Origin of the sequence: Mesorhizobium sp. M8A.F.Ca.ET.181.01.1.1 (assembly GCF_004792025.1) — a bacterium.
Taxonomy (GTDB): domain Bacteria; phylum Pseudomonadota; class Alphaproteobacteria; order Rhizobiales; family Rhizobiaceae; genus Mesorhizobium.
Genome location: NZ_SRTV01000009.1, coordinates 214,087 through 236,962, shown reverse-complemented (window position 1 = coordinate 236,962; position 22,876 = coordinate 214,087). Strand labels below are relative to the sequence as shown.

General features: G+C 62.4%; 20 protein-coding genes, 1 tRNA gene and 1 riboswitch. Of the genes, 14 read left to right on the top strand and 7 right to left on the bottom strand.

What is annotated here, in order from left to right:
• Positions 1–156 precede the first annotated feature (156 nt).
• From EN824_RS27845 to EN824_RS27825, 5 genes are all read left to right on the top strand, one after another.
• A complete protein-coding gene (locus EN824_RS27845; RefSeq protein WP_135916898.1) occupies positions 157–1,140 on the top strand; it encodes a glycosyltransferase family 2 protein in 984 nt (327 codons plus the stop codon).
• A complete protein-coding gene (locus EN824_RS27840; protein WP_135932920.1) occupies positions 1,133–1,834 on the top strand; it encodes a class I SAM-dependent methyltransferase in 702 nt (233 codons plus the stop codon). The genes EN824_RS27845 and EN824_RS27840 overlap by 8 nt, the downstream gene beginning before the upstream one ends.
• 231 nt (positions 1,835–2,065) lie before the next feature.
• Entirely contained in the window at positions 2,066–3,556 is a 1,491-nt protein-coding gene (locus EN824_RS27835) for a hypothetical protein (protein WP_135932919.1), read from the top strand.
• Between the two features lie 210 nt (positions 3,557–3,766).
• On the top strand, positions 3,767–5,677 hold the full coding sequence (locus tag EN824_RS27830) for an acyltransferase family protein (RefSeq protein WP_135932918.1): 1,911 nt from the start codon (positions 3,767–3,769) through the stop codon (positions 5,675–5,677).
• Between the two features lie 74 nt (positions 5,678–5,751).
• A tRNA-Gly gene (locus EN824_RS27825) sits at positions 5,752–5,825 on the top strand.
• A 201-nt stretch (positions 5,826–6,026) separates the two neighbouring features.
• On the opposite strand, the gene EN824_RS36195 is transcribed toward EN824_RS27825, so the two are convergent.
• Positions 6,027–6,509 (bottom strand): Stf0 family sulfotransferase, encoded by a 483-nt coding sequence (locus EN824_RS36195; protein ID WP_245511999.1) that lies wholly within the window; start codon positions 6,507–6,509, stop codon positions 6,027–6,029.
• A 3-nt stretch (positions 6,510–6,512) separates the two neighbouring features.
• Between EN824_RS36195 and EN824_RS36190 the strand changes: the two genes are divergently transcribed.
• A complete protein-coding gene (locus EN824_RS36190; RefSeq protein WP_245512003.1) occupies positions 6,513–6,845 on the top strand; it encodes a hypothetical protein in 333 nt (110 codons plus the stop codon).
• A gap of 282 nt (positions 6,846–7,127) precedes the next feature.
• A complete protein-coding gene (locus EN824_RS35375) occupies positions 7,128–7,391 on the top strand; it encodes a hypothetical protein (RefSeq protein WP_189343536.1) in 264 nt (87 codons plus the stop codon).
• A gap of 86 nt (positions 7,392–7,477) precedes the next feature.
• Here the strand turns inward: EN824_RS35375 and EN824_RS27810 are convergent, their stop codons facing one another.
• Positions 7,478–8,467: a LysR family transcriptional regulator gene (locus EN824_RS27810; protein ID WP_015319281.1), complete on the bottom strand. Its 990-nt coding sequence runs from the start codon at positions 8,465–8,467 to the stop codon at positions 7,478–7,480.
• Between the two features lie 292 nt (positions 8,468–8,759).
• On the opposite strand from EN824_RS27810, the gene chvE reads away from it, so the two are divergent.
• The 4 genes from chvE (at position 8,760) to araD1 (ending at position 14,007) form a co-directional block, all read left to right on the top strand.
• Positions 8,760–9,830, top strand: coding sequence for a multiple monosaccharide ABC transporter substrate-binding protein (chvE, locus tag EN824_RS27805; RefSeq protein ID WP_127275620.1), 1,071 nt, complete (start codon positions 8,760–8,762; stop codon positions 9,828–9,830).
• Positions 9,831–9,995: 165 nt separating this feature from the next.
• Positions 9,996–11,528 (top strand): multiple monosaccharide ABC transporter ATP-binding protein, encoded by a 1,533-nt coding sequence (mmsA, locus tag EN824_RS27800; RefSeq protein ID WP_127275619.1) that lies wholly within the window; start codon positions 9,996–9,998, stop codon positions 11,526–11,528.
• Entirely contained in the window at positions 11,525–12,811 is a 1,287-nt protein-coding gene (gene mmsB / locus EN824_RS27795; protein WP_127870780.1) for a multiple monosaccharide ABC transporter permease, read from the top strand. Before mmsA ends, mmsB begins: the two co-directional genes overlap by 4 nt.
• Before the next feature lie 203 nt (positions 12,812–13,014).
• Positions 13,015–14,007: an AraD1 family protein gene (araD1, locus tag EN824_RS27790; protein ID WP_127275617.1), complete on the top strand. Its 993-nt coding sequence runs from the start codon at positions 13,015–13,017 to the stop codon at positions 14,005–14,007.
• Between the two features lie 51 nt (positions 14,008–14,058).
• Here araD1 and EN824_RS27785 read toward each other — a convergent pair whose 3' ends face one another.
• Positions 14,059–15,153, bottom strand: a complete 1,095-nt coding sequence (locus tag EN824_RS27785; protein WP_127870779.1) for a 2'-deoxycytidine 5'-triphosphate deaminase — start codon at positions 15,151–15,153, stop codon at positions 14,059–14,061.
• Positions 15,154–15,293: 140 nt separating this feature from the next.
• Positions 15,294–15,371: riboswitch (SAM riboswitch) on the top strand.
• 56 nt (positions 15,372–15,427) lie between these two features.
• Between EN824_RS27785 and EN824_RS27780 the strand changes: the two genes are divergently transcribed.
• Entirely contained in the window at positions 15,428–16,618 is a 1,191-nt protein-coding gene (locus EN824_RS27780) for an O-succinylhomoserine sulfhydrylase (RefSeq protein ID WP_127870778.1), read from the top strand.
• A gap of 27 nt (positions 16,619–16,645) precedes the next feature.
• On the opposite strand, the gene EN824_RS27775 is transcribed toward EN824_RS27780, so the two are convergent.
• On the bottom strand, positions 16,646–17,797 hold the full coding sequence (locus tag EN824_RS27775) for a ceramide glucosyltransferase (protein ID WP_127870777.1): 1,152 nt from the start codon (positions 17,795–17,797) through the stop codon (positions 16,646–16,648).
• A gap of 220 nt (positions 17,798–18,017) precedes the next feature.
• On the opposite strand from EN824_RS27775, the gene apaG reads away from it, so the two are divergent.
• On the top strand, positions 18,018–18,410 hold the full coding sequence (gene apaG, locus EN824_RS27770; protein ID WP_027146773.1) for a Co2+/Mg2+ efflux protein ApaG: 393 nt from the start codon (positions 18,018–18,020) through the stop codon (positions 18,408–18,410).
• Between the two features lie 235 nt (positions 18,411–18,645).
• Here the strand turns inward: apaG and EN824_RS27765 are convergent, their stop codons facing one another.
• The 3 genes from EN824_RS27765 to EN824_RS27755 form a co-directional block, all read right to left on the bottom strand.
• On the bottom strand, positions 18,646–19,677 hold the full coding sequence (locus EN824_RS27765) for an Hsp33 family molecular chaperone (RefSeq protein ID WP_127275613.1): 1,032 nt from the start codon (positions 19,675–19,677) through the stop codon (positions 18,646–18,648).
• A 129-nt stretch (positions 19,678–19,806) separates the two neighbouring features.
• Positions 19,807–20,718 carry an ornithine carbamoyltransferase gene (argF, locus tag EN824_RS27760; protein ID WP_127275612.1) on the bottom strand — a complete coding sequence of 304 codons (912 nt, stop codon included), beginning with the start codon at positions 20,716–20,718 and terminating at the stop codon, positions 19,807–19,809.
• Between the two features lie 16 nt (positions 20,719–20,734).
• On the bottom strand, positions 20,735–21,934 hold the full coding sequence (locus tag EN824_RS27755; protein ID WP_127275611.1) for an aspartate aminotransferase family protein: 1,200 nt from the start codon (positions 21,932–21,934) through the stop codon (positions 20,735–20,737).
• A gap of 356 nt (positions 21,935–22,290) precedes the next feature.
• Here EN824_RS27755 and EN824_RS27750 point away from each other — a divergent pair, with 356 nt between their 5' ends.
• Entirely contained in the window at positions 22,291–22,809 is a 519-nt protein-coding gene (locus EN824_RS27750) for a GcrA family cell cycle regulator (protein ID WP_127275610.1), read from the top strand.
• Positions 22,810–22,876 lie beyond the last annotated feature (67 nt).

The window sequence follows — 22,876 nt, the reverse complement described above, 5'->3', positions numbered from 1 at the left end:
GGCCGTTGACGGCGCCGAACGCATATCGGCCAGCCAGCCAGTGGCCACGCCGGCTCCTGACTTATCTGTTTTCTAACCAATTGCTGCTATTGTCATCTCCACAGTGGGAGCCAGGCTTTGGCGGGAACGGGAAAAATCGGCGCGCACCGCGCACCCATGTTGTCGGTCGTCGTGCCTTGCTACAATGAACGCGCCGGCGTGGCCGAGCTTCATCGACGCGTCGGCGCGGTATGCCTCGAGCAAAGCCTCCCCTACGAGATCGTGCTCGTCATCGACGGGGCGACCGACGGCACCCGCGAGGCCATTTTCGACCTGGCCGAAAAGGACGACCATGTGGTCGCCATCGACCTTGCACGCAACTACGGCCACCAGATCGCCTTGAGCGCCGGGCTGGAGTTCTGCCGCGGCCAGCGCATTCTCATTCTCGACGCCGATCTCCAGGATCCGCCCGAACTGCTGGGGGCGATGATGGCGAAGATGGATGAGGGCTTCGACGTCGTCTACGGCCAAAGGGTGAAACGGGAGGGCGAGAGCTGGTTCAAGCTGGCCTCCGCCTCGATGTTCTACCGCCTGCTCGGCAGGATGGTCGATGTCGAGATCGCGCCGGACTCCGGAGATTTCCGGCTGATGAGCCGCCGTGCGCTCGACCATCTGATTGCAATGCCCGAACGCTACAGGTTCATTCGCGGCATGGTGAGCTGGATCGGGCTGAAGCAGGTCGCCTTCCCTTATGAACGGCACCGGCGCTTTGCCGGCACCACCCACTATCCGCTGAAGAAGATGGTTCTTCTGGCGATCGACGCAATGACCAGCTTTTCGATCGTGCCTTTGCGCTTTGCCTCGCTGCTGGGGATGATGTTCGGCCTGCTCGGCCTGGTCGTGCTCAGCTATACGCTGTTCGAATGGTCTCGCGGCAATGTGCTGCCCGGCTGGACGAGCCTTGCCGCGATCATGCTTATCCTGGGCAGCGTACAGCTTCTGGTGCTGGGCATCTTCGGCGAGTATCTCGGCCGCATGTACATGGAAACGAAGCGGCGGCCGCTCTATTTCGTCAACGAGATCGTTTCGCGCAGCGAGCCAGCCCAGGGTCTGCCCGCGCATCGTCTGCAGGAGATGGCGAAGAGAGCCGCCCGTGCTTGAGGCCGAATTCGACCAGTTTGCGCGCGAGTACCAAGAGCAGCATGCCGCGAGCATAAGGCTTAGTGGCGAGACGCCGGACTTCTTCGCGAAATACAAGATCGACGACGTCGCGGCGACACTGAGACGGGCCGGTGTGAAACCCAGGCGCATCCTCGACTTCGGTGCCGGCGTCGGCAATTCGCTCGGCCATATGCGCGCAGCGTTTCCCGACAGCGAGATCGTCCTGCTCGATCCTTCGCGGAAATCGCTGGACGTCGCCAGCAAGCGCTTCCCCGATCAGGCCTCGTTCACGCATTTCGACGGCCAGACAATCCCCTTCGCCGACCATAGCTTCGACCTTGCCTTCGCGGCTTGCGTTTTCCATCACATCCCCGAAAACCTTCAGATCGGATTGTTCGCCGAAATCGGCAGGGTGCTGGCCAATGGCGGCAGTTTCTTTGTCTTCGAGCACAATCCGTGGAATCCCTTGACCACCCACGCGGTAAGGAATTGCGCCTTCGACGAGAACGCGGTCCTGATAAGCTCGCCGGAGATGCGCAGGCGAATGGCCGCGGCGGGTCTTTCCGGCACTCGGATCGTCTATCGGATTTTCTTTCCCAGACCGCTTGCAAGGCTGCGGCCGTTCGAGCGTTTCCTGACCAAGATACCTGTTGGAGCCCAATATTTTGCGCATGTGGTCAAGCCGCTCGTTTGACTGTCCGGGGATGCTGTTATCCGACGCCGTCGGCCTGTTGCGCACGACGCCGGGATATGCGGTCATTCCAGCCGGGCTGGAGCTCTCATCGAAAACCGTTTGTCCATCTGGCGGGAAACCGGCTGTTCGCCGCCGTTTTTCATTCCGGCTAACCCCGTTTCGTTCTCCGCCGGCGGCGCGGATGCCCCGATCGGTTGACAAGAATAGAGGCAAAATGGCCCGGAGCGCGACATGAACCAGGCTGAGGCAATCGTTCCGACCACGTCGCGGCTCGAGGATGCACAGCGCATCAGGCTGATATTCTGCCTGTTCGCCGCCTCCATTGCAGCTGCTGGATTGGCCCCATTCGCGGGCGCGACCCTCAAGGACCCCGACAGCTGGTGGCACGTGAAAGTCGGGCTGGATTTCCTGGCAAACCGGACATTTCCAACGGTCGATCCCTATTCCTACACTTTTGCCGGGCATCCGTGGATCGCAAAGGAATGGCTGGGGCAGGTCTTTCTGAGCCTTGCCTACCGTAGCGGCGGATGGACTGGTGTCGCCACGCTGATCATCGCCGCGATAGGGCTGACAGTCTCCGTGACGGCATGGTTCCTCAGCGCGTGGCTGAAGCCGGTACTGGCGGTAGCGCTGACGTTCATCCTGGCCATCCTGATCGCACCTGTCTATACGGCGCGTCCCCACGTCTTCACCTTGCCGATCATCGTCACGTGGACGGCGGTGTTGTTTCGTGCATCGGCGGAGGAGAAGGCCCCGCCGTGGTGGCTCCTCGCGCTGGTTGTGCTCTGGGCCAACCTGCACGCTACCTTCACCTTGAGCTTCGTCATCGCCGCCTTCGCCGGTCTCGATCTCGTGGCGCGCACCGGCCTGTCGAAACCCGCTCTTTTGACGAAGTGGGTTGCGTTTGGCCTGCTCTGCCCACTGGTCAGCCTGATCCATCCCTATGGTGTGCAAGCCATTCTGGCCACGTTCACCGTCGCCCATGGCAATGAAGCAGTACCGCTGATCCTGGAGTGGCGGCCGTTCAATGTCCAGGAACAGGATCTCCAGGAAGCCGCGATACTGGTGGCGCTTTTCGGGCTTATAACGTCACGGCTGCGGATCGGCTGGGCCAAGGCGTTGTTCGTCGTCTTCACCTTGCATGTCTACCTGTCGCACCAGCGCTTCGTCTATCTGTTCTTCCTGCTTGTTCCCGTGGTGGTGGCGGTCGAAGTCGCGCGCCAGTACCCCTCTTTGTCAGCCGGCGCCTGGCTGAGCGAAAAGCGTGACGTACTCGAAAAATTCTTCGCCAGCCGGTTCCATCTGCTCTGCGGCGCGACGGCCGTGTTGCTGGTCGGCGCGATCCTTGCGCTCAACAACGCCTACCAAGTCGCAGCGAGCCCGACGACATCGGCCAGCGGCGCCCTTGCGTTCGCCAGCGCTCACCACCTGTCCGGCAACGTGATGAATTCCTATAATTTCGGCGGCACGCTGATTTTCCACGACATCAAGACCTACATCGACGGCAGGACGGACCAACTGTTCCAGGACGGGTTCACGAAAACGGATGAGGTGACGGGGCAAACCGGCGGAAAACCGCTGCTCGCGGCCCAGTTGAAGAAATACGCCATCGGCTGGGCACTGCTTACAGCCGATGACACCCGCATCCCCTTCTTCGATGAACTGGGTTGGAAGCGGGCCTATGCCGACGACTACGCCGTGATCTACCTGCCCGGCGCCTGATTCATCCCGTTCCGGCAAATCGGCGTCGCCAGCGTTCGAAGCCTGGCATTCGTCTTGACATGTATGTTGCAGTGCAGCAAAGTTGTGCTGCAGAGCACATTCCGTGGGACCCACAGCCACGATTTTTCGCACGACCGGGGATTGCCGTATGAGGAGCATTTCAGGCTCCGCCGCACGACCATCGCCGGCCACGGCATACGGACCGGTCGAATGAATTACAGGCGTGATATCGATGGCCTGCGGGCCGTTGCGGTGCTGCCCGTCGTGCTCTTCCATTTCGGCGTGTCCGCCATTCCCGGTGGCTTCACCGGCGTCGACATCTTCTTCGTCATATCGGGCTATCTGATCAGCGGCAGCCTGCTCGATGATCTCGAGCGCGGCCAATTCTCGATCGGACGCTTCTACTGGCGTCGCGCACGGCGCATCCTGCCGGCGCTGACCTTCGTCATCCTGCTTGCAAGCATTGCGGCCTGGTTCATCCTGCTGCCGTCGGACCTGCACGAATTCAGCCTCAGCGTGATCGCGGCCTCGACCTTCTGGTCGAACATCTATTTCTGGAAGACGACGAACTATTTTTCGATCGACGCCGAACTGCGGCCGCTGCTGCACACATGGTCGCTTTCGGTCGAGGAGCAGTATTACATCTTCGCGCCGATCCTTGTGTATCTGATCTACCGGTATGCGTCGAAGCGCTGGCTGACGATACTTCTGCCGATCGCCATCGGAAGTTTTGCCCTGGCGGTCATGGCGACCACGCTGGCGCCGACCGCCGGCTTCTACCTCTTGCCGACACGTGTCTGGGAACTGGCGCTGGGCGCCATGCTGATGCTGAAAAGGCCGCCGCCACTAGCCAGCCGGCCGGCAACGGAACTGGTCGGCCTGGCCGGCTTTGCCCTGCTTGCATTCGGCTTCCTGACGATTTCGGAGAGCGATCCGTTTCCTGGCTACAACGCCCTGTTTCCCTGCATCGGAACCGCTCTGCTCATCTATGCGGGCCAGAATCACCCCGACCGGCCCGTGCCTGTCGCCACGCGCGTGCTTCAATTCTCTCCGATGGTCTGGGTCGGCCTCATCTCCTATTCGCTCTACCTTGTTCACTGGCCGATCAATTCCTTCGTCCACTATCTCTCGCTGAAAGCCATCTCGGTGCCGACGATCGTCGCGATGACGGTGGCGAGCTTCGCCCTGGCGACCTTCTCGTGGAAATATGTCGAGCAGCCTTTCCGGCGGAAGCGACCCTTTACCGCCCCGCTGCCGATCTTCGCCTTTTCGGCGACGGCGATTGCCCTGCTGTGCGTCGGCGGTCTGGCCAGCGTGCTCGGCAACGGCTTTCCGCAGCGGTTCCCTGATTTTTCGACGCAACGCATCCTGGTGGGTGACTGGCGCAACGGCGTCTGCTTCAACGAAGGCGGGAATCGGATCGAGGATTGGAATCTTGCCGACTGCACGCGCACGCACGGCTTTCCCACCAATGTGCTGCTGTGGGGCGATTCCTTCGCGGCTCACTATGTTTCGGGCCTGGAGGCCAACGCGCAGAAAATCCAGGCCAACGTCATCCAATATACCTATGCCGGCTGCCCGCCCAACCTCTCCTATTTTTCCTATGCCCGGCCGGCCTGCACCCGCTTCAACGAACGGGCGCTGTCGATCATTCGCGATGCCAATATCCAGGCGGTGATCCTGAGCGGACGATGGACGGATTACCAGGCAAGGGGCTTCGACGGATTGCAAACGACGATCGACCGGCTGCGCGACATGGGTGTCAAGGTCTATGTCATCGGCCAGTCTCCGGAGTTCATCGCCGACGTCCAGAAGATCGCTTTCTTTGCAAAACACGAGGGCGCCGTGAACACATCCTGGCCGATGGCCATGGATCCCGACATCAACAAGCAGGTGCAGCCCTTCGCCAAAGGCGCGACCTTCATCGATCCGCTTACCTATCTGTGCGACGCCACCGGCTGTTCCTATGCGGATGCCACCAGCAAGCAGTTTCTCTATTTCGACTATGGCCATTTCTCTTCCGCCGGCGCGACGCTGGCTATCTCGAAATACTGGCCGAGCTTCGCCGCCGGCGGCGAAGTCGCAAAGGTCAGGGAGCAGGCGCCGACCGTCACCAGGTGAGTTGGCGAAGCCCGCGTCGTGACACTGCTTTGCGATTGCCCGAAGCCATGCCGTCATGATAACGAGGCTGCAGCGCGGGTATGATGTAATGGTAGCCTGTCAGCTTCCCAAGCTGAACGCGCGGGTTCGATTCCCGCTACCCGCTCCAGCCTGAAACCGAAAAGTCGGTTGCTGATCCGGCCCACGCAGGAACCTGTCCACCCGAGCCGATTCAGCATTTCACGGAATCGCTGACCCGCTCTAACTCTTTGTTTTCACGCAATTCCCAAGGGGAAGCGCTACGCGCTTCTCCCGGGAAAACCGCTATGCACTTTTCCTGGAATTGCCCTTGGCGAGACTAAAGAGGCATTCAGGCCTGGCCGGTTCGCATCTGCTTCTTGAGGAGGAACCGGGCGAGGTTGCTGATATTCCGCGGTGCCACCTTCCTGGGCAGATGCGCCAGTAGGTCTTCCGATTTGACGTCGTTGCGGAACCGCTCGGCCCAATCTTCGGTGAGGTCGTCCCGCTGCAGGCGCAAATTCGTCTCGAACTCTCCGTCCGGCATTTCCATCGACAATTGCCGAGCCACCGACGCGACGTACGGACGAGGATCGTCCAACAGATCCTCATAGAAAAAGTGATCGTAATGCAGATCGGCCAGCCGCAGATATGCCTCCCAGAAGGCATAGCTCTGCTCGATCAGAAAATAGGCCTGGCAGATGCCGGCGAAGTCGTATTGCGGAACCAGGTCCGCGCCGTCCATCGTGCTTCTCCAATGGCCTGACGCCTTCGCCCGGCAATAGGAAATCGCCTGGCGAAGACGGTCCCGCCGCTCCAGCAGGACCAAACCCATGGCATGGCGCCGGCCGCATTCCGCCAGGAAGTCGGCTCCATATTTGGCCTGCGACCAGTGAAGGTGCCGTGGAAACAGCTTGACGGCGAACGTGCCGTTCGCGGTCCCGCCGCGATCGATCACGGCGGACAGCAGGTCATCGAAGGATTTCGGCTTGCACCCGAGATTGGTCGTGTCGAGCCACTCGGCGGAGTTGCCGAACAATCCCGTGCTGTTTGTGAGACTGCCAAGCCATTCGGAACCGCTACGGGCTTCGGTAAGTATCGCCACGCCTTTCATGCGTGCGGATTGCCCGCGGCCTGTCCGACCTCGATTGCAGAAAGCCGTTCTTCCTGATCGCCCCTCGACATGTCAAAGCTCCGCTTAAACAGCGCCTCAACGAACAAAGGCTCATATGGTTCCGTAGATTCGACCTCACGCCAAGGCAAAATGCAGGCCATACACGTTACACTGGTCGATCAACGCCGTACGCGCAAAGGCCGGCCACGTTGTGGTGGTCGGCCTTTGCGTCAACCGCAGAAGCGATTACAGCCAGACGCGCTCGCGCCAGCAGCGGACGCGGCGGCGGCCGTGGCGCCAGTAGCTGCGGCAAACCCGTCTCCAGCCGCGGCGGCGTCCATGGCGGCGACGCCAGTAGTCATCGTGGTAATCGTGGCCATGGTGGCCGCTGCGATGGGAGACCTGCTCCAGCGCGACTTCGTCGTCCCCTTCGAAGACAGCCGGATCTGGCTTGTCCAGCTCATCAAGAATTCCGGTGCCCTGGGGAATACCGGCAACCGCGCGGCCGGGTCCGGCCACGCTTGCAAATGCCACTGCCCCCGCAACGCCAAGCATTCCAGTAAGAAACTTCCGACGTTCCATAAAAACCTCTCGAGTTGTTGACCATCGACACCTCGTTCCCTCGCCCGAAACAGGCTCCAGCGCGCATGCCGATCGCTTCTGAACGCGCGGTGTCGGTTCTCGTTCCGTCACCCTACTTCGCGCAGGATGAAATCATGCAGCATCTTGGCCGCCGGCGAGAGCACGCGATTCCGGACCGTGATCAGGCTGTAGGGCCTGACCTCGATGTCGAACTCGGTCTGGACGACATCGATGGCGCCGGCAAGCCCGTCCGGATTCTGGATGAACTTCGCCACCTGCACCGAGACCGGTGCGATGGCATCGGATTGTGCAACCATGACCAGCGTGAGCAGCAGCGAGCTGGTGTTCAAGATCCGGTCCGGCAGCGCGATGTTGCGGTTCAGGAAATTGCTTTCCATCGCCTGGCGCAAGGGCGAACCGCCCGATTGGAAGACCCAGTCATAGGCGGCGGTGTCTTCCAGCCTGACCACATTGCCCCCGGCGAGCGGGTGGCCGCGGCGCACGATCAGGCAGGCTTTCTCGACGCCGATCACACGGGATTCGAACAGCCGCGGATTGAGGTCGTCGGGAATGCGGGCGATGATGAAGTCGTGGCGCGAGGCGATCAGCTCGCGGGCGAGCACGTTCGACGTCTCGACCTGCATGGTGATCTCGATGCGCGGGTAGATGCGGCGGATCTCGCGAATCGCCGGTACGGCCAATTCGATCGCCGGCGCGGTCACGGCACCGAGGAACACCGAGCCGCCCTTGCCGGCCTTGAGCTCGGCAATCTCGCGGTCGGCTTCGCGCATCTCGAGCAGGATCGACCGGGCCCGCCTGGCGAGCGCCTGGCCGTAGGGGGTAAGGGTCACGCCGCGCGGCAGCCGTTCGCACAGCTTTACGTCAAGCACCGCCTCCATCTCGGCGATCATGCGCGAGGCGGCCGGCTGGGAGATGTTCATGACCTGGGCCGCCGCGCTCACCCGTCCGTGATCGTCGAGGGCGGCGATCATGCGCATGTGGCGCAAGCTCAAGCCACTGCGCAGGAGTGTCTCCCCATCTCCCGGGAGCTTCTCGTAACTTACTGGAATAGCATCGGGATCGCGCAATGCCGCCATGATCTTCCAGCCTTTCCGCCGGTTTCTTTCCGCATGCTAGATCATACCGGTTTCGGTATAGCAACCACCAAAGATCGCATTTGACAGTTATGGCAAAGGGACCCACCCTTCGCGCGCTCCGAGATGCAAGGGTCGGTAACGAACAAAATCGTATCGATTGAAACTGTGTCGCGGAGCCGATTGGGAGGATACCGGAGATCGATAAAGCCGACAGCGGCGCCTTTGCGCTCCTGTCTGGCTGCGCGGCCCGCGAAGCCCCGAGGTGTCGCGTCCATCAACCAGGGAGAGTAACGTGAAAATCATCAAGACGCTGGCCGCCGTCGCGGCCCTTGGCATCGCTGCCATGAGCTATCAGGCGCACGCGGCCGACAAGGGTCTTGTCGGCGTGCTGATGCCGACCAAGACCTCGCAGCGCTGGATCAATGACGGCGACGCCGTCAAATCCCAGCTCGAGGCGCTCGGCTACACTGTCGACCTGCAGTATGCGCAGGACGACATCCCCAACCAGCTCAGCCAGCTGGAAAACGAAATCACCAAGGGCCCGAAGGCGCTGATCATCGCCTCGATCGACGGCACCACCCTGTCGGATGCGCTGCAGAAGGCGAACGACGCAGGCGTCGTCGTGGTCGCCTATGACCGCCTGATCAAGAAGACCGCCAATGTCGACTACTACACCACTTTCGACAATTTCGGCGTCGGCGTGATCCAGGCGAATTCGCTGGTCAAGGGCCTCAAGGAGCGCTTCCCGAACACCAAGCCGTGGAACGTCGAACTGTTCGGCGGCTCGCCCGACGACAACAACGCCTTCTTCTTCTACAACGGTGCTATCTCCGTCCTGCAGCCATTGATTGACGACGGCTCGATCAAGATCAAGTCCGGCCAGACCGGCATGGACAAGGTCGGCACGCTGCGCTGGCTCGCCGCCACCGCCCAGGCTCGCATGGACAACCTCCTGTCGGCCAACTACTCGGACGGCAGCCGCGTCGACGGCGTCCTATCGCCCTATGACGGCCTGTCGCGCGGCATCACCGCCTCGCTGCGCGCCGTCGGCTACGGCACGGACGCACAGCCCTGGCCGATCGTGACCGGTCAGGATGCCGAGACCGCCTCAGTCAAGCTGATCATCTCGGGCGAGCAGTACTCGACCGTGTTCAAGGACACCCGCGAACTGGCCAAGGCCACTGTGCAGCTGGTCGACAAGGTGCTCTCGGGCGGCAAGCCGGAAGGCCTCGATGAAAAGACCTACAACAACGACGTCAAGGTGGTTCCCTCGATCCTGCTGACGCCGCATGAGGTCGACAAGTCGAACTACCAGGCGATGGTCGTCGATTCCGGCTACATCAAGGCCGAAGACCTGAAGTAATCCCGGTTATAAAATCAGGGGTCCTGCGCAACGCAGGGCCCCTTTTCGTTCACAAGCGACCCCGGTATTGTTTCTGCCGGCCTAGAGCAATTCCAGGAAAAGTGCGCGGCGGTTTTCCGTCAGGAATTGCGTAAAAACAAGAAAGTCTAGGAGGAGCTTGCCCTGATGACCTCGACGATTTTGGAGATGCGCGACATCACCAAGACGTTCCCCGGCGTGAAGGCGCTGTCGAACGTCAACCTCAGCGTGGAGGAAGGTGAGATCCACGCCGTTGTCGGCGAGAACGGCGCCGGCAAGTCGACGCTGATGAAGGTGCTGTCGGGCGTCTATCCCTCCGGCACCTATGACGGCCAGATCATTTTTCAGGGCCAGGAATGCCAATTCAAGGGCATCCATGACAGCGAACACAAGGGCATCGTCATCATCCACCAGGAGCTTGCGCTGGTGCCGATGCTGTCGATCGCCGAAAACATCTTCCTCGGCAACGAGCACGCCAGATACGGCGTCATCGACTGGAACGCCAACGAGGCGCGCACCAGCGCCCTGTTGAAGAAGGTGGGCCTCAAGGAGGACCCAAAGACCCTGATCACCAATATCGGCGTCGGCAAGCAGCAGTTGGTCGAGATCGCCAAGGCGCTGAGCAAGGAAGTCAAGCTGCTGATCCTCGACGAGCCGACCGCATCGCTCAGCGAAAAGGACAGCCAGGCGCTGCTCGACCTGCTGCTCGAATTCAAGCGGCAAGGCATGACCTCGATCCTGATCTCGCACAAGCTCAACGAGGTGAACCGGGTCGCCGACAAGGTTACCGTGATCCGCGACGGGCGTACCATCGAGACGCTGGCCAAGAAGGATATTTCGGAGGACCGCATCATCACCTCCATGGTCGGCCGCTCGCTCGACGACCGCTATCCGCCGCGCGAGCCTGACATCGGCGAGGTCGTGTTCGAAGTGAAGAACTGGTCGGTCTATCACCCGATCCATGCCGAGCGGCAGGTGATCAAGGGCATCGACCTCAACGTGCGCAAGGGCGAGGTGGTCGGCATTGCCGGGCTGATGGGCGCCGGCCGCACCGAATTCGCCATGAGCCTGTTCGGCCGCTCCTATGGGCGCCGCATCACCGGCGAAGTGCTGCTCAAGGGCAAGGCGGTCGACGTCTCCTCGGTGAGCAAGGCGGTCCAACACGGGATCGCCTATGTGACCGAGGACCGCAAGACCTACGGTCTCAACCTCATCGATCATATCAAGCACAACATAACGCTGGCCAATCTGGGCGGCGTCTCGCGCCACAGTGTGATCGACGACATGCGCGAGCTCGCCGTTGCCAACGACTATCGAAAGAAGACCAACATCCGTGCATCGAGCGTCTATCAGATGACCGGCAATCTTTCGGGCGGCAACCAGCAGAAGGTGGTGTTGTCGAAATGGCTGTTCGCCGACCCGGAAGTTCTGATCCTCGACGAGCCGACGCGCGGCATCGATGTCGGCGCCAAGTACGAAATCTACACGATCATCGCGCGCCTCGCCGCTGAAGGTAAGGCGATCCTGGTCATCTCGTCGGAAATGCCGGAATTGCTCGGCATCACCGACCGAATCTATGTCATGAACGAAGGGCGCATCGTGGGCGAAATGCCCGCGGCGGACGCGAGCCAGGAAAAAATAATGCGGGCCATCGTTCGTGGAGAAGGAAAAGCAGCATGAGCACCGACAGCGCCCCCGCCCCGCAAGGCAACATCGCCGAAGAACAGCGTCCACGCATCGCCGTCTCGGCGCTGACGACGAACCTGCGCGAATATGGTCTGATTATCGCGCTGATCGTCATCATGCTGTTCTTCCAGTTCACCACGTCGGGAACGCTGTTCAAGCCGGTCAACCTCAGCAACCTGGTGCAGCAGAACTCGTTCATCATCGTGATGGCGCTGGGCATGCTGCTGGTCATCGTTTCGGGCTACATCGACCTCAGCGTCGGGTCGGTCGCCGGTTTCATCGGCGCGCTGGCGGCGAACATGATGGTCATCTGGCAGCTCGGACCGCTCAGCAATCCGCTGGTGGTCTCGATCGTCTGCCTGATCGTGGGCGGCCTGATCGGCGCGGCGCAAGGCTATTGGATCGCCTACCACCGGATACCGAGCTTCATCGTGACGCTGGCGGGCATGCTGATCTTCCGCGGCATCTGCCAGGCGCTGCTGGGCGGCGGCTCCTCGGTGGGTCCACTTCCGGACGGCTTCAAGGCACTCAGCTCCGGCTTCATCCCTGATGTGATCGGCCCGCTGACGCTGGTTGCGCCGACGGTGAACGCGGCCGGCAAGACCATTTTGGGCAGCGGCCTGACGCTGCACATGACGACGGTCGTGCTGGGGCTGATCGCCGTGCTGGCCTATGCCTATTTCGGGGTGAGGACACGGCGCAAGCGCGAGCGCCACGGCTATGAGGCCGAGCCCTTCCCCCTGTTCGTCATCAAGACGCTGGTTGCCAGCGCGCTGGCGCTGTTCCTGGTCTATGAATTCGCCAGCTACAGGGGCCTGCCGGTGGTGCTGCTCGTCATGGGCGTGCTGATCTCGCTGTTCGTCTTCGTTACCAAGCGCATGACCATCGGCCGCCGCATCTACGCGATGGGCGGCAACCCCAAGGCAGCGCAATTGTCGGGCATCAACACCGAGCGGCTGACGCTTCTGGTGTTCATCAATATGGGCGTGCTGTCGGCGCTCGGCGGCCTGATCATCGCCGCGCGTCTCGGCCAGGCCGTGCCGGCCGCGGGCCTCGGCAGCGAGCTCGACGTGATCGCGGCCGTCTTCATCGGCGGCGCCTCGGCGATGGGCGGCGTCGGCCAGGTGATCGGCGCGGTGGTCGGCGGCTTCATCATGGGCGTGATGAACAACGGCATGTCGATCATGGGCGTCAACGTCGACTGGCAGCAGGTGGTCAAGGGACTGGTGTTGCTCGGAGCCGTCATCTTCGACGTCTACAACAAGAACAAGGCTTAAGGGCTGGAGGCGAGGACTAGGAGGCATACGGGTTCTAGATCGCGAAGCTGCCGGCAGCCCGTCGGCACCAAGAAGTCCGGGGAAGGACCAGGCTCGCGAACGCAATCCGGACGAAGCGTTTCAACCGTGGCGCGTTTCCGCGCCGCGCCGGTCAGGATTTTGCCGATGGCAGCCGGACACGGAAAAATGAGAGAGGACTGATCATGCTGATCTCGCAGATTCTCGACGACGCCGAGACGATCCGTGTCGTTGCCCGCAGCGGCGGGAAGACCCGGATCATCAACGGCGCGCGCAGCGTCTATTCGCTGGCGATGGAGGCCGCCCGCACCGGTGTCGGCCTGGCCGCCCTGATCGAACGCAAGGGACTTGGCGAGACGGTCGATCTCGACGCCGCCTACAAGAGAGGACGGCTCCTGTCGCCGATCAATCACCCCGACCCGGCGCATCTGCACCTGACCGGCACGGGGCTGACGCATCTCGGGTCGGCCGCGACGCGCGATTCCATGCACAAGAAGCTCAGCACCGACGGCGAGGAGCAGCTCACCGATTCGATGAAGATGTTCCGCATGGGGCTGGAAGGCGGCAAACCCGCCAAAGGCCAGGTCGGCGTACAGCCGGAATGGTTCTACAAGGGCAACGGCACCATGGCGGTCGCGCCTGGCGCGGCGCTGATGTCGCCGGCCTTTGCCAAGGATGCCGGCGAAGAACCCGAGGTCGCCGGGATCTATGTCATCGGCGACGACGGCGCGCCGTTCCGCGTCGGCTTCACGCTGTCGAACGAATTCTCGGACCATGTGACCGAGCGCGTGAACTATCTCTTCCTCGCCCACTCCAAGCTGCGCAATGCCTCGTTCGGGCCGGAAATCCTGATCGGAGACCTGCCTTCGGACATCCGCGGCACGTCGCGCATCCTGCGAGACGGCAAGACATTGTGGGAGAAGCCGTTCCTGTCGGGCGAAACGAACATGTCGCACACCATCGCCAATCTCGAACACCACCACTTCAAATATTCGGCCTTCCGCCAGCCGGGCGACGTGCATGTGCATATGTTCGGCACCGCGACGCTATCCTTCGCCGACGGCATCAACACGGAAGCAGGCGACGTGTTCGAGATCGAGGCAGGGGATTTCGGCCTGCCGCTGCGCAACCCGCTGGAAATCGAAAAGCCGGTGAAGGTGGCGGTGAAGGCGCTGTAAAAGCCACGGGGGCGTCATCCCCCTCTCGTGGGGAGATCGGCAGCTTCGACCTTAGCGCACCGCGCGGAAATGCTTTGAGAGCTTGAGGCCTTGCGCCTGGTAGTTCGAGCCCAGGTCGGTGCCGTAAAGCGCCCGCGGCCGCTTCAGCATGTGCTCGTAGACCAGCCGGCCGACGATCTGGCCATGGTCGAGGATGAACGGGACTTCGTGGCTGCGCACTTCGAGCACCGCCCGGCTGCCGGTGCCGCCGGACGCCGAATGGCCGAACCCCGGATCGAAAAAGCCGGCATAGTGGACACGGAACTCGCCGACCAGCGGATCGAAGGGCGTCATCTCGGCGGCGTAGAGCGGCGGCACATGCACCGCCTCCTGGCTGACGAGGATGTAGAACTCGTCGGGATCGAGCACCAGTTCGCCGGCGCCGCTCTTGTGGATCGGCTCCCAGAAATCGACGACGTCCTGTGCGGCACGCTTGTCGACATCGACGAGGCCGGTGTGGTGCTTGCCGCGATAGCCGACCAGCCCATCCTTGTCGCCATTGAGATCGATCGACAGCGCGATGCCGCCGCCGGAAATGTTCGGCGGATCGGTGGCGACCAGCATTTCGGCGTTGTGCAATTCATGCAGTTCGGCTTCCGATAGCAGTGCGTTGCCTGTACGGAAGCGGATCTGCGACAGGCGCGAACCGGTGCGCACGACGATCGGAAAAGTGCGCGGACTGACCTCGAGATAGAGCGGGCCGTGATAGCCGGCGGCGATCTTGTCGAACTCGTGGCCGCGATCGGTCATGACGCGGGTGAAGATGTCGAGCCGCCCGGTCGAGCTCTTCGGATTGGCCGAAGCCGAAATGCCAGCCGGCAGGGCCAGACTTTCGAGCAGCGGCACGATATAGACGCAGCCGGTTTCGAGAACCGCGCCTTCGGTCAGATTAATCTCGTGGAGTTGCAGCCGATCGAGCTTTTCCGAGACCTTGTGGTTGGGGCCGGGCAGGAACGAGGCGCGCACCCGCCAGGCCTTTTTCCCCAATCTGAGATCAAGGCTCGCCGGCTGGATCTGATCGGCATCGAGCGCGCGCGGCGACTTCAGCGCGCCGGACTTGAACAGCGCCGAAATGTCCTGATCGGGAAGAATGCCTGTCTGCCGCAAAGTCTGGCTCCGCCCAAGACTGGTCTCTTTTGGTGCAGGTTCTTGCCGCAAAACCACTGGGCACTTTTGCGGAACCTGCCTTGGTACAAACCTCTTAATGAAGCCGGCAATTGACGCAAGCGTGGCGCGGGTCTAAAGGGTCGTTATCCCGTGGTGATTTGGCCGGTCGGCTTGCAGCCACGTTAAACAAGTCGCTAAAGGACCGTCGGGCCGCAAGGCCGTATGGACCGGTTGCGACTTTCGCGGCCGGTTTTTTTGTGTCTGGAACAAAGCGATGAGCACCAAGAAGCGCAACTGGAAACCTCAGACGGCACTCGTGCATGGCGGAACCCTGCGTTCCCAATTCGGCGAAACCGCCGAGGCGATGTACCTGACCCAGGGCTATGTCTATAAAACCGCCCAGGCGGCGGAAGCCCGCTTCAAGGGCGAAGAGCCTGGCTTCATCTATTCGCGTTACGCCAACCCGACCGTCGACATGTTCGAAAAGCGCATGTGCGCTCTCGAAGGCGCCGAGGACGCGCGCGCCACGGCGTCGGGCATGGCGGCGGTGACCGCGGCCCTTCTGTGCAGCGTCAAGGCCGGCGATCATATCATTGCGGCGCGCGCGCTGTTCGGCTCCTGTCGCTGGGTGGTCGAGACGCTGGCGCCGCGCTATGGCATCGAGGCGACCTTGGTCGACGGCACCGATATCGCCAATTGGGAAAAGGCGGTCAGGCCGAACACCAAGCTGTTCTTCCTGGAAAGCCCGACCAATCCGACGCTGGAAGTCGTCGACATATCAGCCGTCGCCTCGCTTGCCAATTCGATCGGCGCGCGGCTTGTCGTCGACAATGTCTTCGCCACGCCGCTGCAGCAGAAGCCGTTGCAGCTTGGTGCGCACATCGTCGTCTACTCGGCCACCAAGCATATTGACGGCCAGGGCCGTTGCCTCGGCGGCGTCATCCTGTCGGACAAGAAGTGGATCGACGAAAACCTGCACGACTATTTCCGCCACACCGGCCCCAGCCTGTCGCCGTTCAATGCCTGGACCTTGCTGAAGGGGCTCGAAACGCTGCCGCTGCGCGTGCGCCAGCAGACGGAAAGCGCCGGCAGGATCGCCGACTTCCTGGCCGAGCAGCCGCAGATCGCCCGCGTCATCTATCCCGGCCGCGCCGACCATCCGCAGGCCGCCATCGTCAAGAAGCAGATGTCGGGCGGCTCGACGCTGATCTGCCTCGACGTCAAGGGCGGCAAGCCGGCGGCCTTCGCGCTGCAGAACGCCCTCGACATCGTGCTGATCTCGAACAATCTCGGCGATGCCAAGAGCCTGATCACCCATCCGGCGACGACGACGCACAAGAACCTGAGCGACGAGGCCCGCGCCGAACTCGGCATCGGGCCAGGGACGCTCAGGCTGTCGGTCGGCCTGGAGGACGCCGACGACCTGCTGGAAGACATCGCGCAGGCGCTGAAGACCGCCAAATAGGCTGTTTGGGAGCGTCGGTCGCGGCGATCAGGCGCGCGACGGCGTCTCCTCCAGTTCGGCCGCCTTGGTGCGGATGGTCATTACGTTGCCGCGCCAGTCGACGGCGCCGCCGAGCCAGCCGCGCGCCCAGAGGGTTGGGAGCATCACGTCCCGCGCAATCATGGCCGCGACCATGCGCGGCGACAGGTACCAGCCCTTGGACAAGGCCAGTGCGCACTCCGGAAGGTAGAAGGCCGCCAACACGGCAATCGCGGTTGCCCAGAGGCTGATGCCGGCGCTCGCCGCAGCAACCAGGGCAAGCGCGAGAGGCACCGCCGCGCCGGTCAGGATTTCGGGCGCGAAGAACAGCGGGAAGGTGACGCGGCGCAGGCGCGCCCAGCGGGCCTGACGCGACCAGATCTCGCCAAGCGTGCGCTGGCCGAGCGGCTGCTCGAAGGGCGCGGCAACGAGATTGACGCGCAAGCCGAGGCCGTTCACCAGCTTGGTGGCGGCAGCGTCCTCGGCGATCTCGGCGGCCAGCGCCCGAATGCCGCCATTGGCATCCAGCATCGGCTTGTTCCACAGCATGCTCTTGCCCTGGGCAAAGCCGAGGCCGAGCGCCTCGCCGGCATACTGCCAGCGGGCCTGCAATGTGTTAAGGAAGGCGCATTCGACATCGGCCCAGAAACCCTCGGGCCGCGAGCCGATCGGCGTCGAGCAGACAAGGCCGGTGTCGGGCCGCCATGCCGCCATCATGTGCTCGACATAGTTCCTCGGCATCAGGACGTTGGAATCGGCAAGGATGACCCAGTTGTGGCGTGCCGCTTCCCAACCCTTGACGCAATTGTTGAGCTTTGGATTGGCGCTGACGCGGTCGTCACCGATCAGCAGCCGGGCCGGCACCTTGGGAAACCGGGCAATCGCCCTGTTTATCAGTTTGACCACCGGATCGTCGGGATGGGCGACGCAGAAGATCAGTTCGTAGCGTGGCCAGTCGAGGGCGAAGGCGCGTTCCAGCGTCTCATGCGTGAACGGCTCGACGCCCCGCGACGGGACGACGATCGAGACCGGTTGCGGCTTGCCGGCTGGCGGGGCGATCGTGTTGCGCCGTTTCAGCTGTGAAGCGGCGAGCGAAATGCTGGCGGCGTTTGAAAGGATGAGTGCGGTCGAAAGCGAGGCGGCTATGAAGGTGAGTTCCATCGAGATCTGGTCACTCCGGAAAGGCGGCCGGCATCGTGGCCGTTTTCAACAGTTCGACAGAGCGCCGAGTCGCCCGGTTCGTGCACACCACCATTGTCGTGTGTCACTTAAATGACATTCTTTGCCGGCACCTGCGGTTCAAGGTCAGCCGCGACAAGACGCGCACGTTGACCTGCTCACCGGGAGCGCTGAAAGTCATCGGGTTGTTTTGGAGCCGCTCATGTACCGCGCCGTGACGCGCAACATCGAAGTGCAGGTCAGGCCGTTCTATCTCGAGGACCGTTCGGATCCCTCGGAGAACCGCTATGTCTGGGGCTATCAGATAACGATCGACAACCAGTCGGACGAGTTCGTGCAGTTGTTGTCGCGCTATTGGCACATCACCGATGGCGCCGGCCGGGTCGAGGAAGTGCGCGGGCCGGGCGTTGTCGGCGACCAGCCGGAACTCAATCCCGGCGACAGCTATCAATACACGTCCGGCTGCCCGCTCTCGACACCGTCCGGGATCATGGTCGGACGCTACACGATGCGCAACAAGCGCGGCGAGACCTTCGACATCGCCATCCCCGCCTTCTCGCTCGATCTGCCGGGGACAAGGCGCACGGTGAATTAGCGTCTTTTCTCCCGTCACTATACGGGGGAGTTGAGGAATGGTCCGCGAAGCGGACGAAAAGCCAATTGCTTGGCTTTTCGAGTGACGACCGTCCGGCAGGACAATGAGGGCAGCGCCGAGCTTGCGAGAATTTCTTCAGATAGAGCCAAGGAGCTCCTGTACTAACGCTGGCGCTGCCCCTCATCCGCCTGCCGGCACCTTCTCCCCGTATAGTGACGGGGAGAAGGGACTAGCTTTACTGAGCCGCAAACTCGGCCGGATCGAAGTCGTACTGGGTCGAGCAGAACTCGCAGGCGACGTGGATGCCGCCATCCTCGGTGCTGTCCTTGATCTCCTGCGCGGAGAAGCCTTCGAGGATATCGCGGATCTTGTCCCTGGAGCACGAGCACTGGTCGGTGACCGGGACGCCGCCGAAGACGCGCACGCCATGCTCGTGGAACAAGCGATAGAGCAGCCGCTCGGCGCCGATGGTCGGGTCGATCAGCTCGGTCGGCTCGATGGTGCCCAGCAAGGCGAGGAGTTCCTGCCAGGAATTATCGGCCGGATCGTGGACTTCCTCGCGCGGATCGCCATCGCCACCCGGCAGGTCCGGGACGCGCATGCGCTCGGGCGATTGCGGCAGGAACTGCGCCAGTATGCCGCCGGCGCGCCACTGCTCGCGCGCACCGCCGATACCGGGCGTCAGCAGCTTGGCGACCGAGAGCCTGATATCCGTCGGGATCTGTTCCGACTGGCGGAAATAGGTGCGCGCCGCGTCTTCCAGCGTTTCGCCGTCGAGCTGGACGATGCCCTGATAGCGCTGCGTATGGGCGCCCTGATCGATGGTCAGCGCCAGCACGCCGCTGCCAAGCAGCGTTTGCTGCGAGGTCTCGCCGGCCGCGACCAGCGCTTCGAGCCGATCCGCGTCGAAACGCGCATAGGCGCGCAGCGCCGAGGGCGTGGAAAAGTCCGCGACCAGCATGTCGACAGGCCCGTCGGTACGGGTCTGCAGGATGAACTTGCCTTCGAACTTGAGCGAGGTGCCGAGCAGCACCGTCAGCACACAGGCTTCCGCCAGCAGGCGGGCGACCGGCTCGGGATAGTCGTGGCGGCCAAGGATGGCGTCGAGCATCGGCCCGAGCTGCACCGTGCGGCCACGCACGTCGAGCGGACCGACTTCGAAGGGAACGACGTGATCGTCGCCGGCGTAGCCGAACTCGCCGAGTTTGGGGTGATGTTCAGTCACTTGATGGCTTTCCAACATGACAAAGCTCCAGGGCGCGGCCATGCGGCCCTGGTGGGCACATGCGTCCAAACGCGCTTGATTTGCGTGATGCGGCGCAGATAGGCATCGCGCCCCCGCAGATCAAGCGCCTGGGCATTTCAGGCGCCAAGACATATCAAGCAACAAGACACATCAAGCACCGAGACACCAGGCAAGCACGGCCTTCTGGGCGTGCAGCCGGTTTTCGGCCTCGTCGAAGACCACCGAATGCGGTCCGTCGATGACCTCGTCGGTCACCTCCTCACCGCGATGGGCCGGCAGGCAATGCATGAACAGGGCGTCGGGCTTTGCCTTGGCCATCAGCGCCGCGTTGACCTGATAGGGCGAGAAGACATTGTGGCCGCGGGCACGGTGTTCCTGGCCCATCGACACCCAGCAGTCGGTGACGATGCAGTCGGCCTGGTCGACGGCTTCTTCGGGCGAGCGGGTGAAATGCAGCTTGCCGCCATGCGCCTTGGACCAGTCGACATGCTTCTGCGCCGGTTCGCTGCCTTCGGGTACGGCGACGTTGAGATTGAAGCGGAACCGTGCCGAGGCCTCGAGCAGCGAGTGTAGCACGTTGTTGCCGTCGCCGGTCCAGGCAATGGTCTTGCCGGCCACCGGACCGCGATGCTCCTCGAAAGTCATGATGTCGGCCATCAGCTGGCAGGGGTGGGTGTCGTCGGTCAGCCCGTTGATCACCGGAACGGTGGCATTCTCGGTCAACTCTAGCAGCCGCTCGTGCGAGGTGGTGCGGATCATGATGGCGTCGACATAGCGCGACAGCACCTTGGCGGTGTCGGCGATGGTCTCGGAGCGGCCGAGCTGCATCTCGGTGCCGGTTAACATGATGGTCTCGCCGCCAAGCTGGCGCATGCCGACGTCGAAAGAAACGCGCGTGCGCGTCGACGGTTTGTCGAAGATCATGGCCAGCACCTTGCCTTCGAGCGGCTTGGTCCGCTCGCCGGCCCTGAGACGCGCCTTTCGCGTCACCGCATCATCCAGCATGAAGCGCAAATCGCCTTCGGAAACGGTGGAAAGATCGGTGAAATGGCGAACTGACATCAGGAATGGTTCCGGATTACTTCGCGGCGGCGGAGGCAATGGCCTCCGACAGGCCCTTGGCGCCGGCGCGGATGCGGCCGAGCGCTTCGTGAATCTCGGCATCGGTGACGGTCAGCGGCGGCAGCAGGCGAATGACGTTGTCGCCGGCCGGAACCGCCAGCAAATGCTGGTCGCGCAGCGCCATGTTCACCTTGCCGTTGGGCATCGCGCATTTGAGGCCGAGCATCAGCCCGGTGCCCCTGATATCCTCCATCACCTCGGGGAATTCGTCGGCTACCGACGCAAGCCCCTGCTTCATCAGCAGCGCCTTGCGCTGGACATCCTCGAGAAATCCATCTTCCAGCACGACGTCGAGGACGGCGTTGCCGACCGCCATTGCCAGCGGATTGCCGCCGAACGTGGTGCCGTGCACGCCGGCGGTCATGCCGACGGCCGCTTCATCGGTGGCAAGGCAGGCGCCCATCGGGAAGCCGCCGCCAATGCCCTTGGCGATTGCCATGATGTCGGGCGTCACACCCGACCACTCATGCGCGAACAGCTTGCCGGTACGGCCAATGCCGCACTGAACCTCATCGTAGATCAACAACAGGCCGTGCTGCTCGCAGAGCTGCCGCAGACGCTTCAACGACTGTGTCGGTACCGGGCGGATGCCGCCCTCGCCCTGCACCGGCTCGATCAGGATCGCGGCGGTCTCGGGCGTGATCGCTTTTTCAGCGGCGTCGATGTCGTCGAAGCCGACCTGATCGAAGCCTTCGACCTTGGGTCCGAAGCCCTCGAGATATTTGTACTGGCCGCCGGCCGCGATGGTCGCCAGCGTGCGGCCATGGAAGGCGCCTTCGAAGGTGATGATGCGGAAGCGCTCGGGATGTCCCTTGACGAAGTGGTAGCGCCGCGCCGTCTTGATCGCGCATTCCAGCGCCTCGGCGCCGGAATTGGTGAAGAACACCTTGTCGGCGAAGGTGGCATCAGCCAATCGTTCGCCAAGCCGGCTCTGCCCCGGGATCTCATAGAGATTGGAGACGTGCCAGAGCTTCGCCGCCTGTTCGGTAAGGGCCGCGACCAGATGAGGATGGCCGTGGCCAAGCGAATTGACAGCTATGCCGCCGGCGAAATCGAGATATCGCTCGCCCTTGTCGGTAACCAGCCAGGTGCCTTCCCCATGGTCGAAGGCCAGGGGTGCGCGAGCAAAGGTCTCGTAAAGCGCCGAACCGCTCATTATATGCGTCTCCGGTACCGGAAAATCAAAAAAGCCGCCAAAGCGGCGGCCTTCTGTGGCTTATCGTGTTTTTCGGTCATGAAGTCAACGAAAACGTCGCGTAGTGGCGCGCGGCAAGCCCCCTGACGCGACGCCGGCTCATGAGCGACCGGGCAAGTTGGGGAAAACCGAAAAAACCGATTCGTGTTGCACTTGGGACTCTTGTCACCGAGTCAGCGCATAGAGTAGTTGTAGTCGAGAAATAACTAGATTTCGTGCGGCGGACCTAATCACCAGATATATGTGGTGTCTGCCCCAGCAGTGGTGCTGGGTCGGGAAAGGATTCTGATTGCCGCACGCTTATGAGGAGCGCGGTCATGAACTGGACTGACGAGCGGGTAGAACTCTTGAGAAAACTGTGGTCGGAGGGTCTGAGCGCAAGCCAGATTGCCGCTCAGCTTGGAGGGGTCAGCCGCAACGCGGTCATCGGTAAGGTGCACCGGCTGAAACTGTCGGGCCGCGGCCGTGCGACGGCGACGCCGGCACGCCAGAAGAAGGCATCGCAAGGATCGACCGTCCAGAAGTCGGTGGCACGCGCCGCGACCACGGCACGTCATGTCACGACTTCGATCGGCGCGACGGCCCTTCAGACGCAATTCGACGCCGAACCTGTAGCAAGACACTACATTCGCCCGGTCGAGAACGTCGTGGTACCGATCTCACGGCATCTGCAGCTCGTCGAACTGACCGAGCGCACCTGCAAATGGCCGAACGGTGATCCGCTTTCGGAGGACTTCAATTTCTGCGGCAACGAAGCCGCCGAGACCGGTCCCTACTGCAAGTACCATGCCCGCGTGGCGTTCCAGCCAGCGGCGGAGCGGCGCAGGAACCGATAGGGAATAGCCACTGATTGAGCTTCCGCGAGGGGGCAATGCAGTCTTTCCCCTATTCGCTATTTGCTCT